The organism is Bifidobacterium tissieri, from assembly GCF_002259645.1.
Taxonomy (GTDB): domain Bacteria; phylum Actinomycetota; class Actinomycetes; order Actinomycetales; family Bifidobacteriaceae; genus Galliscardovia; species Galliscardovia tissieri.
The window spans coordinates 47,435-61,263 of record NZ_MWWV01000012.1; the positions used below are offsets into that span (position 1 = coordinate 47,435).

The 13,829-nt window shown below is 59.6% G+C and carries 14 protein-coding genes and 7 tRNA genes; 19 read left to right on the plus strand and 2 right to left on the minus strand.

What is annotated here, in order from left to right; genetic code table 11:
- The first annotated feature begins 16 nt into the window (after positions 1-16).
- Positions 17-1,168: a molecular chaperone DnaJ gene (dnaJ, locus tag BTIS_RS08225; RefSeq protein WP_094664432.1), complete on the plus strand. Its 1,152-nt coding sequence runs from the start codon at positions 17-19 to the stop codon at positions 1,166-1,168.
- A 197-nt stretch (positions 1,169-1,365) separates the two neighbouring features.
- Here dnaJ and BTIS_RS08230 read toward each other — a convergent pair whose 3' ends face one another.
- The gene (locus BTIS_RS08230) at positions 1,366-2,160 is read right to left on the minus strand and encodes a fructosamine kinase family protein (RefSeq protein ID WP_094664434.1); all 795 of its coding nucleotides are present in this window, start codon (positions 2,158-2,160) and stop codon (positions 1,366-1,368) included.
- 214 nt (positions 2,161-2,374) lie between these two features.
- Here BTIS_RS08230 and BTIS_RS08235 point away from each other — a divergent pair, with 214 nt between their 5' ends.
- Positions 2,375-3,301: an undecaprenyl-diphosphate phosphatase gene (locus BTIS_RS08235; RefSeq protein WP_094664436.1), complete on the plus strand. Its 927-nt coding sequence runs from the start codon at positions 2,375-2,377 to the stop codon at positions 3,299-3,301.
- A 152-nt stretch (positions 3,302-3,453) separates the two neighbouring features.
- On the opposite strand, the gene BTIS_RS08240 is transcribed toward BTIS_RS08235, so the two are convergent.
- Entirely contained in the window at positions 3,454-4,290 is an 837-nt protein-coding gene (locus BTIS_RS08240; protein WP_169713081.1) for a PAC2 family protein, read from the minus strand.
- 186 nt (positions 4,291-4,476) lie between these two features.
- Between BTIS_RS08240 and BTIS_RS08245 the strand changes: the two genes are divergently transcribed.
- The 17 genes from BTIS_RS08245 to BTIS_RS08325 all read left to right on the plus strand — a co-directional run bounded on the left by BTIS_RS08245 (position 4,477) and on the right by BTIS_RS08325 (position 13,806).
- Positions 4,477-4,549: transfer RNA gene (locus BTIS_RS08245), tRNA-Gly, on the plus strand.
- A 25-nt stretch (positions 4,550-4,574) separates the two neighbouring features.
- Positions 4,575-4,645 (plus strand) — tRNA-Cys (locus BTIS_RS08250).
- Positions 4,646-4,683: 38 nt separating this feature from the next.
- Positions 4,684-4,758 (plus strand) — tRNA-Val (locus tag BTIS_RS08255).
- Positions 4,759-4,799: 41 nt separating this feature from the next.
- Positions 4,800-4,872 (plus strand) — tRNA-Val (locus BTIS_RS08260).
- Between the two features lie 22 nt (positions 4,873-4,894).
- Positions 4,895-4,967, plus strand: a tRNA-Gly gene (locus BTIS_RS08265).
- 39 nt (positions 4,968-5,006) lie between these two features.
- A tRNA-Val gene (locus tag BTIS_RS08270) sits at positions 5,007-5,078 on the plus strand.
- A 23-nt stretch (positions 5,079-5,101) separates the two neighbouring features.
- Positions 5,102-5,177 (plus strand) — tRNA-Gly (locus BTIS_RS08275).
- 192 nt (positions 5,178-5,369) lie between these two features.
- Positions 5,370-5,558, plus strand: a complete 189-nt coding sequence (locus BTIS_RS11725; protein WP_143248917.1) for a hypothetical protein — start codon at positions 5,370-5,372, stop codon at positions 5,556-5,558.
- 124 nt (positions 5,559-5,682) lie between these two features.
- Entirely contained in the window at positions 5,683-5,952 is a 270-nt protein-coding gene (locus tag BTIS_RS08285; RefSeq protein WP_140556828.1) for a P-loop NTPase family protein, read from the plus strand.
- 115 nt (positions 5,953-6,067) lie between these two features.
- Positions 6,068-7,105, plus strand: coding sequence for an ABC transporter permease family protein (locus BTIS_RS08290; RefSeq protein ID WP_143248918.1), 1,038 nt, complete (start codon positions 6,068-6,070; stop codon positions 7,103-7,105).
- Between the two features lie 143 nt (positions 7,106-7,248).
- On the plus strand, positions 7,249-9,282 hold the full coding sequence (gene thrS, locus BTIS_RS08295) for a threonine--tRNA ligase (RefSeq protein WP_094664446.1): 2,034 nt from the start codon (positions 7,249-7,251) through the stop codon (positions 9,280-9,282).
- A gap of 139 nt (positions 9,283-9,421) precedes the next feature.
- A complete protein-coding gene (locus BTIS_RS08300; RefSeq protein WP_094664448.1) occupies positions 9,422-10,177 on the plus strand; it encodes a YebC/PmpR family DNA-binding transcriptional regulator in 756 nt (251 codons plus the stop codon).
- A gap of 36 nt (positions 10,178-10,213) precedes the next feature.
- A complete protein-coding gene (ruvC, locus tag BTIS_RS08305) occupies positions 10,214-10,795 on the plus strand; it encodes a crossover junction endodeoxyribonuclease RuvC (protein ID WP_094664450.1) in 582 nt (193 codons plus the stop codon).
- A gap of 110 nt (positions 10,796-10,905) precedes the next feature.
- Positions 10,906-11,523 (plus strand): Holliday junction branch migration protein RuvA, encoded by a 618-nt coding sequence (ruvA, locus tag BTIS_RS08310; RefSeq protein WP_094664452.1) that lies wholly within the window; start codon positions 10,906-10,908, stop codon positions 11,521-11,523.
- Between the two features lie 9 nt (positions 11,524-11,532).
- Entirely contained in the window at positions 11,533-12,594 is a 1,062-nt protein-coding gene (gene ruvB, locus BTIS_RS08315; RefSeq protein ID WP_094664454.1) for a Holliday junction branch migration DNA helicase RuvB, read from the plus strand.
- 77 nt (positions 12,595-12,671) lie between these two features.
- A complete protein-coding gene (locus BTIS_RS08320) occupies positions 12,672-13,148 on the plus strand; it encodes a preprotein translocase subunit YajC (protein WP_158216877.1) in 477 nt (158 codons plus the stop codon).
- A gap of 79 nt (positions 13,149-13,227) precedes the next feature.
- Complete coding sequence (locus BTIS_RS08325) at positions 13,228-13,806, plus strand: adenine phosphoribosyltransferase (RefSeq protein ID WP_094664458.1); 579 nt, start codon at positions 13,228-13,230, stop codon at positions 13,804-13,806.
- Positions 13,807-13,829: the final 23 nt, after the last annotated feature.

Genomic DNA, 13,829 nt, shown 5'->3' on the forward strand with positions numbered 1-13,829 from the left:
CAGGAAAGATCAGGAAGTGGCCGATTATTACGAAGTGCTGGGCGTGGATCGCAACGCCAGCGAGGATGAAATCAAGAAGGCCTATCGCAAGATGAGCCGCAAGTACCATCCCGACATCGCGGGCCCCGAATTCGAGGATAAGTTCAAAGAGGTCAACTCCGCATACGAGGTGCTCTCCGACCCGGACAAGCGCCGAATGTACGATCAGGGCGTCGATCCGAACAATCCGAACGCCGGCGGTTTCGGAGGAGCAGCCGGATTCGACATGGGCGACATCTTCGGTCAGTTCTTCGGGCAGAGCTTCGGTGGGGGTTCGCAGGGACCGGTTCCGCGAACGCAGCCCGGACGGGACTCCCTGGCCAACGTGACCATCGATCTGAAGACGGCCGTGTTCGGCGGCACTGCCCACGTGGATATCCGCACGATGTCGTTGTGCCCTGATTGTCAGGGAAGCGGCACTGTCAAGGGTGAGCAGCCGGTCACCTGTCCTGATTGCCAGGGTCGCGGTTTCGCGCAGAAGGTGGTGCGCACCATGCTGGGGCAGATGATGACATCGGCTCCTTGCGAGCGCTGTGAGGGCCATGGCACGATTATCCAGAATCCGTGTCCGTCGTGTATGGGACATGGTCGTATCCGTTCCAAGCGTAACGTTGGTGTGTCTGTTCCCGCCGGCATTTCCGATGACACTCGTCTCCGTCTGGCCTCGCAGGGCGAGGTGGGCGAGTGCGGAGGTGCTGCTGGCGATCTGTATATCGACGTGCGCATCGCCCCGGATAAGACGTTTGTGCGTGACGGCGATGATCTCCATTGCTGGATCGAAGTGCCGATGAGCTGGGCCGTGCTTGGCCACAGCCTTGAGATCGATACCTTCGACGGACCTCGGACCATTGAGATCCCGGCAGGCAGTCAGCAGGAGGATGTCGTCACGTTGGATGGACTGGGTGTGACTCGTCTGCGTTCCAAGGGCGAGCGCGGCGATATCATCGCTCACATCATGGTGCTGATTCCCACCAAGCTGAGCGATAAGGAGCGCAAGCTGATGGAGGAGTTCGCTGAGTCGCATGATGGTGACGCTCAGCATGTCACCCAGCAGTCGAAGCCTCGTCCGGCAGGTGGTTCTGGTAAGAAGGGCGGGTTCTTCTCCAAGCTCAGAGATGCGTTGAGCTGATATTGGTGTTTCTGTGACCGCGTGATTGGTTCCCATTGGATTGTGTGCCATTGGCGGGCTGATGTGCGCGGTAGTGAACGGGCCTCTTTCCGGGACATGTTCTGAGTCGCTGTCTGTGACTCATATGTCGTCATTGGATCGGGGCCCGTTGTTGTTTGTCGCTGTGTTTCCGTTCTGCTGCTCTGCGGATCGGTGGTTTAGCGAAGTAGTGAACGGCACATCGAACGGAATTCGCTGACGTATCCGCCGCCGAAGAACACGCAGTGGCCTGCAATGGGGTAGAGCTGCCAGAGTGTGGTGCGTTGTTCGTATCCGGCTTTGAGCGGGTGCACCGACTGGTAGCCGTCCATGATCTGGCCGAGGTATGACATGCCGAATAGGTGCAACATCGCCAGGTCTTCTTCGCGATGGCCTCCGTGTGCGGCCGGGTCGATCAGTACCGCTTCGGTATGGCCGTCGCTGTTTTTGGTCCACATGACGTTGCCGCTCCAGAGATCGCCGTGGATGCGTGCGGGTTTGTCCTTGGCTGCTCCGCCCAGCAGTTCTGGTAGTGCGTCCACCACTTCCTGGGCCATTTCATAGTCGTACTGGTCGAGTTCGCGGCGTTCAATGCCCATGCGAACCATCGGCAGCAGTCGTCCTTCGGCGAAGTAGGTGGCGGGGTCGTCCCATTCTCCGGTGTCCATGGGGACTGGGTCCTGTAGGGGGCCGAAGTAGCAGGTTCCCTTATATCCTTCGGGAGCTGAGCCGAAGTAGGGGGCGCCGGTATCGTGCATGCGGGCGAGCGCAGCACCGAATGCGTATGCCGCGTCGGCGGTGGGGGAGGCGGCGGCCACGCGTTCGATGTCGAGGTGGTCCTTGCCCCATTCGTATACGTCCACTACGCGGGGGCCGCCTTTGCTTTGCGCCTCTCCGAGCCATTGCAGGCCTCGTCCTTCGCATTCGAAGAATCCTTCCGGGGCCATGACGCGGCTCTTGCGGTACTTGGACATCACATTCCTCCTTGCTGAAAACACCGCCCATATTAGGGCCGCGATCGTGCGGCCGCCACCCCGGTCGCATACCCGTATAGGCACGCGACCGGCTCGTGTCCATTCCGTGAGCGGACACCCCTTTCTTCATCGTTTCTTAGAGGGGTGCGGCTATTGTGTTGCAACGTATCGTAGATAAACCAATCGAAAAGACGTAAGGGACAACGAGGGGTATATGAATTTCTTCCAAGCCATCGTCCTCGGTCTGGTGCAGGCGTTGACTGAGTATCTGCCTGTATCTTCCAGTGCACATATTCGTATCGTCGGTGATCTGATGATCGGTTCGGATCCGGGAGCCGCGTTCACTGCCATTATTCAGATCGGTACCGAGCTGGCCGTTCTGCTGTATTTCCGTCGTGACATCATTCGTATTCTTGGAGCCTGGTTCGGTTCTCTGTTCGGCAAGGAGGGCAAGGACTGGAAGAGTCGTCTTGGTGCCCATAACGAGGACACCAAGATGGGCTGGTACATCATCATCGGTACCATGCCGATTCTTATTGCCGGCTTGCTGCTCAAGGATGTGATCGAGACCACGTTCCGTAACCTGTGGATCACGGTGACGGTGCTTATTGTCTTCGGCGTGCTGTTGTGGGTGTTTGATGCGCGTTCCAAGCAGATCAAGACCATGGAGCGTATGACGGTCAAGGATGCCATCATCTTTGGTATCGGTCAGATGCTCGCCCTGATTCCTGGCGTCTCCCGTTCGGGTGGTACCATCACCTTCGGTCGCGCGTTGGGGTACACCCGTGAGGCTGCCGTACGCGTGGCGTTCCTGATGGCCATTCCCGCCGTGTTCGGTGCGGGTATTCTCGAGACTGTGTCCGCGGTGAAGGATGTAAGCGCCTGCTCCGCAGGCGGCCAGGCTGCCGCCAAAGCGTGTGCGGCCATCGGCGCGTTCCCGGGTTGGGGTCCGACCATTGCGGCCACGTTCGTGTCGTTCTTCGTCGGCTATATCGTGATCATCGGCTTCCTGAAGTTCGTGTCCACGTTCTCGTACAAGGCGTTCGCCATCTACCGTATCGGTCTTGCCGTCGTGGTGGCGATCCTGCTCATCACCGGCGTGCTGCCGGCGATTGATCCGTCCGTCGCCGCCGCGGCCTGACCGCGGTTCGTTACGGGTCAGCAGCGCCAGTAGCGATAACGCAAAGCAAATCGTATAAAGCAATATAGGGTGATCGGTTCGTCTGGAACCGATCACCCTATATTGCTTTTCGTTCTATTGCGCGGACAGACTTCGACTGTGCCACGTGTCGATCATTCCTCTGGTGCCGCAGGATGGTCAAACGAGCGAAGGAACTCCTCGGTCTCCTCAACGAGCTGCTTGGCGTGGGGAGTGGGAACATCCTGTTCGCCGCTCTCGTCCATCATGCGTTCGAGATGATGCACGTAGTCACTCAGGTCGTCGTTGCAGCGGATGAGCATATCGGCCTTTCGACGCCATTTTTCGGCACGGTCGGCAAGGTCGGTTTCGTCGAATCCCACGCCGATGATCGAGCCAAGTTCCTCCAGCAGACGCATGGTGCCTGCCGGGCAGTCGTCGCCGCCGAGATACTGGGGGATGGAAACCCATAGGGAACGGGCTTCGAAGCCGTCTTCGGCAGCCGCATAGTTCAGTACGGTGGGAATGCCCACGGGACCGCAGTAGGAGTCGTTCTCAGGGTCGTCATCGTCGCCGTCGGAATGGCTGACAGGCAGGGCTCGTGTATGCGCGCAGTCGGCGAACATGGCCCCGAGCGTGATGATGTCGGTCACTTCGCATTCATCGGCGAAGCGCAATGACCGCTGGCAGTAGTCTGACCAGTGGAAATTCGGTTCGGGACCCATCTCGACGTATACGGTGGTGTGTTCGTCGATGGTGACCTCATAGAACGTGGTTTCCGGCCAGACGATGCGTTTGCGTCCTTGCACATTGCACATCATCGGCCGGGAGGACTGGTAATCATAATAGGAATCGCAGCAGATGTGTCCGATCTCTCTGGATTCGTAGACGTCCAGCAAATGGCGCACCGTATCGGTGGCTGCCTGACAGGCATCGTTCCATCCTCCGAACGCGGCGATCATAAACCGTCGTTTGCTCATACTCTCACTCATATCTCCACCCTATCGCAGCCTTGTGTTTTCAACGGTTGAGTATGCCCAGCGAGAACGGGGGAGACACCCGAACTCACGACCTATACAGATTGGCGACACGCCGAGTTTGCATGATCTTCAGGTGATCGCTATATTAATTACTCGTGCTTACGGCACCGGCCAGTCAGGTCGGGGTTGAAAACACATGCGGACATAGCTTAGTTGGTAAAGCGCGACCTTGCCAAGGTCGAGACCGCGGGTTCGAGTCCCGTTGTCCGCTCGAGTCCCACAGTTGGACCGCATGTGGTGGGTTAGCCAAGCGGTTAGGCAGCGGCCTGCAAAGCCGTATAGACGAGTTCGACTCTCGTACCCACCTCTCATGAGGAAGATATACTCTTCCGAATGAACACAACCGGGCGGTTGGCGCAGAGGTAGCGCACTTCCCTGACACGGAAGGGGTCACAAGTTCGAATCTTGTATCGCCCACCAGATCGGCCTAGCCGATTTGACTAATTGAAGAGGTTCAGTTTGGGTGATTGGCGCAGCGGCTAGCGCACTTCCTTCACACGGAAGGGGTCGTAGGTTCGATTCCTACATCACCCACCGGTACTGGCAACAGTACTATGCGGACATAGCTTAGTTGGTAAAGCGCGACCTTGCCAAGGTCGAGACCGCGGGTTCGAGTCCCGTTGTCCGCTCTCGAATCGGTCGAGCGATCGGCTGGTTCTGACACAACCGGGCGGTTGGCGCAGAGGTAGCGCACTTCCCTGACACGGAAGGGGTCACAAGTTCGAATCTTGTATCGCCCACGAATGGCCATTCGGTCACTTTTGCGGACATAGCTTAGTTGGTAAAGCGCGACCTTGCCAAGGTCGAGACCGCGGGTTCGAGTCCCGTTGTCCGCTCCAGATCACCGCTCTCCGGAGCGGTTTTTTGTTATCTGATTGCTTCTGATCACATGCGTGTTGTATCTCCTGCATTCCATATGCGCCCTGTTTGCCAAGCAGTATGAAGACAGTATCGTCTGCGCCATTGAGGTGATGCCGTCCCTCAGGAATGAATTCGATGCGGCATACGATCCAGATACAAGCGAGGAAAAGATGCAGAATACCATTGACTCGCATATGAACGTGCTTCCAGCGGATAAGCAGGAAGCACTCGGCAATTGCATGATGTATCAGACCGCAACACTCAGATCATTCGGCAAGGAGGCCAAGCCGATGGATCAGCTTACGGAACAGGAGCGCAAGGGTCTGATCGCTCAGGGAAAACTGGTGGAGCAACGATGAGGCGGTGACCTTCGAATACGGGCAAACGACAATGAAAACAATAGGAAAGAGACAATCGTCCGTTGTTTTGGACGGCCGCACTGATCAACAGGTCAACACGTTGTCGGGTGGTCAGTAGCAACGTGTGCAAATCGCCCGCGCTCTCGCATGCCATCCACCCGTGGTGCTGGCTGACGAGTCGACGGGACAGTTGGATCATACGACCACCACGTTGGTGATGAACGCGATCGCCAAGACACGTGATTTCGGCACGACGATGGTGATCGTGACGCATGACGATTATGTCGCCTCATACTGCGAGCGCATCGTACGTCTGGAAGACGGTAGCGTGCATTCCGTCAAGGGCGATGACGGCACGTCGCATGGCTTCGGCGAGAGGATGCGCGATGCGTAGCGGGAGAGGCGGAGAGCGTCGGAGGCACGGTCGAAGTCAGGCGGGCAAAAGTATTACAGAACAACATGATGTTGAGTGGTCGTTCCGTGTAGTGTTGCGTCAGACGGGGCGTACGTTGGCATCGCAACGGCTGATGACTCTGCTGCTGGTGGTGACGATAGCCGTGGCCACGGGAGCGTGCACACTGCTGGACGCGACGTCCCGATCCGAGATCTTGTCCGAGTATGATGAGGCGGTGGTGGCCGGGCTGAATGTATATCATGCGCATGCTGCAGGGGACGATGGTACTGGCCGGATCAGCGCCGCGTTGTGCGCGTCGTTGAACACGAATCCATCGGTTCGCGCCTCAGCCGGGTTTTTCGGTTCCCATGCGGCGATGATCATCAAGGCTCCGGGACAGCGTTTCTCGTACGTTCCCGTGGTCGGCGACATCACCCGTATCCTGTCGGTGAACAATGCGTCCGATTACGATGATGGCTTCTTCATCGATCGACAAACCGCCACAGGGATCGGCATCACCGATGGGGACAACGTGCAGGTGAGGCTTGATGACGGTGCCGTGCAGACCGGCGTGGCTCACGTGGTGGATGCCGATCGCGGGTTCGCCGACACTCCACGATTGTGGGCGTATGCGGCACCGCAGGGCAATCTCACTGACTGCTATGTGGAGTTCGTTCCCGGGGCGATGTCCGATGACGAGCATGCGGTCGGCTGGCTGACATCGGCGTTGGATGGACAGGCTACGACCATATCGGTCACATCGATGGCGCAGGTCGATGGGGACCGGCTGCTGGATCGGTATATGGGACGTTCCACGCGGCTACTGTGGGTCGCGGGTGGCGTGGTGACGTTCCTGCTGCTGTTTCTGCCGATGGTGTTCCGCAGGCATGAGTTCGCGTTGTATCGCAGCGTGGGGGCCGGCAGGAATCCCACCGCACTGATTTTCGTGCTCTCGAGCATGGCGGTCGCGCTGCTGGGGTATGGCATCGGCCTGGCATGGGCGATATTGATGGTTCTCTGGACGCACCGCGGTTTGCCGTCACCGGGGGGAGACGATCATGTTCGCCGGCGCATCAACGATGACGTGTGTGACGTTGCTCACACTAGGGTGCGTGGTGTTGTCACGAGGCAATATGGCCGCATACATTCATAGGCAGCTTTGAATGGATTCCCAACGTCTGCGCGCGCTCACACGGCGCGTGGCGATTGTCGCCGACGACACATACAGTTGCATCGTCAAGTTCAGTCCAGGCCTGCACATTAGTAACGCGGACCCCCGATAGCAAAGGACATACCATGGCGCAAGCTACCATCTCCATCACGGTCGACGACGAGGCGAAGGAGGTGGAAGCAACCACCACCGGCGTCGAACTGTTCGCCGACGACAAGAACATCATCGCCGTGCGTCTGAACGGCGAACTGCGCGATCTGTACACGCCGCTGCATGACGGCGACAAGGTCGAACCCGTCGCTCTGGACAGCGAGGACGGTCTGGCGATCATGCGCCACTCCGCCACCCACGTGATGGCCCAGGCCGTGCAGCAGATCCGCCCAGAAGCCAAGCTCGGCATCGGCCCGGTGATCAAGAACGGCTTCTACTACGACTTCGATGTGGACGAACCGTTCACCCCGGCGGATCTCAAGGACATCGAAAAGCGCATGCAGCGCATCATCAAGTCCGGCCAGACCTTCCGCCGTCGCGCCGTCACCGAGGAGGAGGCCCTCGAAGAGGAGAAGGACCAGCCGTACAAGATCGAGCTGATCAAGGACAAGGAAGCGCATCTTGACCCGGAGGCCGCCACCGAGGTGAGCGAATCCGAGCTGAGCTTCTACGACAACGTGGATCATGACGGCAATGTGGTCTGGAAGGACCTGTGCCGTGGACCCCACCTGCCCAACACCCGTTTCATCAAGGCGTTCAAGCTGGAGCGTAGCGCGGCCGCCTACTGGCGTGGCAGCGAGAAGAACCCGATGCTGCAGCGCATCTACGGCGTGGCGTTCTTCACCAAGGAGGATCTGAAGGAATACCAGACCAAGCTGGAGGAGGCCGCCAAGCGCGATCACCGCAAGCTCGGTCAGGAAATGGATCTGTTCTCCTTCCCCGATGAGATCGGACCGGGTCTGGCCGTGTTCCATCCCAAGGGCGCCGCGATCATCAACGCCATGGAGGACTACTCGCGCGAGCAGCACCGTAAGCACCACTACAGCTTCGTGCAGACCCCGCACATCACCAAGGGCGGCCTGTACGAGACCTCCGGCCACCTGCAGTGGTACAAGGACGGCATGTACCCGCCGATGCGCCTCGACGAGGAGCGCGACGAGAACGGCAACATCACCAAGCAGGGCTTCGACTACTACCTCAAGCCGATGAACTGCCCGATGCACAACCTGATCTTCAAGTCCCGCCAGCGCAGCTACAAGGAGCTGCCGCTGCGCCTGTTCGAGTTCGGCACGGTCTACCGTTACGAGAAGTCCGGTGAGGTGCACGGCCTGACCCGAGTGCGCGGTCTGACGCAGGACGACTCCCACATCTACTGCACCCGCGAGCAGATGAAGGACGAGCTCAAGAGCCTGCTGAACTTCGTGCTCGGTCTGCTCAAGGACTTCGGTCTCAACGACTTCTATCTGGAGCTGTCCACCAAGGACGAGCACAAGTTCGTCGGCTCGGATGAGATCTGGGAGGAGGCCACCAGCACGCTGGCCGAGGTCGCCAAGGAGTCCGGTCTCGAACTCGTGGCCGATCCGGGCGGCGCCGCCTTCTACGGCCCGAAGATCTCCGTGCAGGCACGTGACGCCATCGGCCGCACCTGGCAGGTCTCCACGATCCAGCTGGACTTCAACCTGCCCGAGCGCTTCAAGCTCGAATACATCGCGAAGGACGGCACGCACCAGCGCCCGGTGATGATCCACCGCGCACTGTTCGGCTCCATCGAGCGCTTCTTCGCCATCCTGCTCGAGCACTATGCCGGCGCGTTCCCGGCATGGCTCGCCCCCGTGCAGGTGACCGGCATCCCGGTGGCCGACGAGTTCGCCCCGCATCTGGAGAAGTTCATCCACGAGCTGGAGGACAACATGGTGCGCTGCGAGATCGACTCCTCCGACGATCGTTTCGGCAAGAAGATCCGCAACGCGTCCAAGTCCAAGGTGCCGTTCACGCTCATCGTGGGCGAGGACGACATGAACAAGAACGCCGTGAGCTTCCGTTTCCGTGACGGCAGCCAGCTCAATGGCGTGCCGGTGGATCAGGCCAAGGAGTCGATCCTCAAGGTGATCGCCAAGCGCGTGCAGGTCAATTCCGCCGACGACTTCACCGCCGCTACTGAAGCCTGATTCCGTCAGGTTCCCGCCGGTCCGCTCCGGCGTCTGACAATACTGGTCCGCAGGATGGGTGCCCGTCCTGCGGACCGGTATTGTCGATATACCACCATAAAATCGCACTGTTTAACCATCCATAATCCTTAGGAGAGTCATGTCAGGACATTCCAAGTGGGCGACTACGAAGCACAAGAAGGCGGCAATCGACGCCAAGCGTGGCAAGCTCTTCGCCAAGCTCATCAAGAACATCGAGATCGCGGCCCGTCAGGGCGGCGGTGACCCGAACGGCAACCCGGCTCTGTACGATGCCATCGTCAAGGCCAAGAAGAACTCCATGCCTGCCGACAACATCAAGCGTGCCGTCAAGCGTGGCTCCGGTGAGGAAGCCGGCGGCGCCAACTACGAGGACATCGTCTACGAAGGCTACGCTCCCGGTGGCGTTGGCCTGATCATCGAATGCCTGACCGACAACCGCAACCGTGCGGCCGCCGACGTGCGTTCCACCCTGTCCAAGAACGGCGGCTCTCTGGCTGAGAATGGCTCCGTGAGCTTCAACTTCGAGCGCAAGGGCGTCATCGAGGTTCCCTCCGAGGGCGTGGACTTCGACAACCTGTTCGAGATCGCAGCCGAGGCCGGTGCCGAGGACGTGACCGATGATGGCGACGTATTCACCGTCACCACCGGCCCGAGCGATCTGATCACCGTCCGCAAGGCCCTGCAGGACGCCGGTATCGATTACGACTCCGCCGAACTCGCCATGGTCGCCCAGAACGAGATCGAACTCGATCTCGACGGTGCTCGCAAGGTCTCCAAGCTGATCGACGCTCTCGACGACCTCGACGACGTGCAGAACATCTACAGCACGTGGAAGGCCACCGACGAGATCATGGCCCAGCTGGACGAGGAGTAGTCCTCCGTTCCAGCGAACAGCCAAGGAGTTCATTGCATGATCATTCTTGGAGTCGACCCCGGACTCACCAGGTGCGGAGTCGGCGTTGTGGAAGCCGGCGCTTACCGCCGGCTTTCCTTTATTCACGTCGATGTCGTCCGCTCCGATCCGCACGAATCGCAGGACCTGCGCCTGCTCAAAATATACAAGGGTTTGTGCGCCAAGCTCGATGAGTTCATCCCCGATGCGGTGTCGATCGAGCGCGTGTTCGCCCAAGCCAATCGCAACACCGTGCTCGGCACCGCCCAGGCCGCCGGCGTGGCCATGCTCGCCGCAGCGCAACGCGGCATACCCGTGGCATTGCATACTCCGACCGAGGCGAAGCTGGCCATCACCGGAAACGGTCAGGCGCAGAAGATCCAAGTCGAGCGCATGGTCACGCGCATTCTCAATCTCAATACCATGCCAACTCCGGCCGATGCCGCAGATGCCCTCGCACTGGCCATATGCCACGCGTTGCGTCCATCGGGAGCCCTGCAGGGCGGCGAACGGGAACAGCATCTCACCCCGGCCCAACGGCAATGGGCCGAAGCGACACGCAAAGCGAATCGCGGCAAAATGCTGCATCGAGGCATGTAACTACCCGCACGCCGGTCACCCCGGCGTGCGGAAGTGGGCATATGACCGTCCGATCCGCTACAATACCGAACAGATGTTCGAAATAGTTCGTCGGGGAAATGAGGTAGTCGATGATCGCAAGCCTGAATGGCACGATTGCGGCGGTCACCAAAGACGCGGCAATCATCGAAGTGGGGGGAGTGGGCTATGAGGTCCGTATGCCGAGCAGTGATCTGGCCGCCATGCACATCGGGCAGAAGACGACTGTCTTCACCCGTCTTGCCGTCTCGCAGGACGCCATCGCACTATACGGCTTTCTGTCGAAAATGGCCAAGGATCTGTTCCTCAGTCTGCAGAAGGTCAGCGGCATAGGTCCTAAGGTCGCATTGTCCCTGGTATCCACGCTCGGGCCGACACAGCTGATGAGCGCCGTCGCCAACGGTGATGCCGCCGCCCTTTCCAAAGCCCCCGGCCTTGGAAAGAAGGGGGCGCAGAAGATCATTCTCGAGCTGAAAGGCTCGATCAATCTCAGTGAGCTCGAAGACGGGACTCAGGCTGTGGAGGAACCAAAGGATTCAGGTACCGAGCAGGTCGTGGAAGCCCTAGTCTCGCTGGGCTGGCAACAGCGCGACGCGGCGCAGGCCGTCCGTCAGGTGCTGCAAAGCGAGCATCACGAGGGGCCTGTCACGTCACAGGACGTACCGCAGCTGCTCAAGACCACATTGGCATCCATGGACAGGGGAAGGTGATCAAACGTCATGACGAACGACGACGATATGCAGGTCAACGCCGGCGCCCGGGAGGAATCCCTGCGCATGGTCTCGGCCACGCCGATGGGTGCCGATCAGGTCAGCGACGAGGAGCTTCGGCCTTCCGGACTCGACGAGTTCATCGGACAACCCCGACTCAAGGCGCAGATGAAACTGTTCCTCAACGCGGCCATGAAGCGAGGAGTGGCCCCGGACCATATTCTGCTTGCCGGCCCTCCCGGCCTAGGCAAGACCACGTTGGCCATGATCGTGGCCAACGAACTTGACTCGCCTATCCGCATCACCTCCGGACCGGCCATCCAGCACGCCGGCGATCTCGCATCCATCCTGTCCTCCCTGGAGGAGGGTGAAGTGTTGTTCATCGACGAGATCCATCGTCTGCCGCGGGCCGCCGAGGAGCTGCTGTACATCGCCATGGAGGATTTTCGCGTGGACGTCGTGGTGGGCAAGGGACCCGGCGCATCGTCCATTCCGCTGACCCTGCCGAGATTCACCGTGGTGGGAGCCACCACCCGCGAAGGCATGCTGCCGTCGCCATTGCGGGCCCGTTTCGGTTTCACCGCACATCTCGACTTCTATCCGCGTGATGAGATGCGTAAGCTGATCCTGCGCTCGGCGACCGTGCTGGGCGTCAGCATCGACGAGGACGCGGCCGAGCAGCTGGCCCGCCGATCCCGCGGAACGCCGCGAATCGCCAACCGTCTATTGCGACGCGTCAGGGACTGGGCCGTTGTCCACGATCTTGACCATGTGGATGCGTCAGCCGTTCGCGACGCCCTGGATCTGTATCAGATCGATGTGGAGGGCTTGGACCGTCTGGACATCGCCGTGCTCAAGGCCATCTGCGGCAGCTTCAACGGAGGACCCGTGGGACTGAACAATCTTGCGGCCATGGTGGGTGAGGAATCGGAAACCGTGGAAACCGTCTGCGAACCGTATCTCGTCCGAGAGGGCTTCCTGGTGCGTACCCCCAAGGGCCGCGTGGCCACTTCGCGGGCATGGGAGCATCTGGGAATCACCCCGCCGGATGATGTCAACGTGCTGTTTTAGCCTGAATGGGTTGGTTCCCGAGGGTTTTCAAGCGTTCGGGAGCATCACGACTAGCCTGCAAAGGAGATCAAAACATTATGGGTGGTAATTCAAACACCATGATGCTCATCGCCATCATCGTCGTCATCGCCGGCATGATGTGGTACCAGTCCCGCCAGTCCAAGAAGAAGCAGGGCGAAGTGCAGAACTTCCGCACGAACCTGAAGAAGGGCGATCCGGTTGCCACGTACTCCGGTCTGATCGGCGTTGTCGAGGAGGTCGATCTCGATGCCGACCAGATCGTCATCAACTCCGAGGGCACTCTGAGCCGCTGGCGTATTCAGGCGGTCACCGAGCCTCCGGTCGTGCCGAACTACGTATCCGACGAGGAGTACGAACGCGAGCAGAAGGAGAAGGCCGAAGAAGCCGATTCGGATGCCGCAAAGAACTCCGACGGGATCGCTGACGCCGACTATGTCAACCCCGCCGACGCTCAGGACAATGGCATTGAAACCGTGAAGTCCGAGGAATCCGACAAGGACGACACTGACAAGAAGGACGAGCCCGCCAAGTAAGACGGGTCCGCCAGCATAATGGCAAACCGTGGCCGGCTCCCTTTGGGGCCGGCCATATATTTCGTCAGAGGTGAAGACAATGACATCCGACATCACCGTCAACCAGCTGTCAGCCATGGGGGAGGAGAACGCGGAATATCTGCTCTCCCTTATCCGTACCATTCCCGGCTTCCCGAAGGAAGGTATCAACTTCAGGGATTTCATGCCTGTTCTTGCCGATGCCAAGGGACTGTCCATCCTCATCGACGCACTGGTCGAGTCGCTCCCGGTGGATCCCGATGAATTCGATGTCGTGGCCGGACTCGAATCCCGCGGCTTCCTGATCGGCGTTCCACTCGCTTTGCGTCTGGGCAAAGGATTCGTGGCTATCCGCAAAGCGGGCAAACTGCCGCCGCCCACCAAGCGCATGGAGTATTCTCTCGAATACGGTACGGCCGCGATCGAAATCGAGGACCAGGCCGTTCGCTCCGGTGAACGCGTACTGATCGTCGACGATCTCATCGCCACCGGCGGTACCGCGCAGGCGGCTGAGAAGCTGATTCAGGAGCATGGTGCCACCGTGGCCGGCTTCAGCTTCGTCATGGAGCTTACCGGCATTCCCACGCCCCCCTCCATCGGCCAGCACAAGAGATCATCGCTGCTGACCATGCCCGCCTGACAGGAACCGTTTTCCGGGAACAC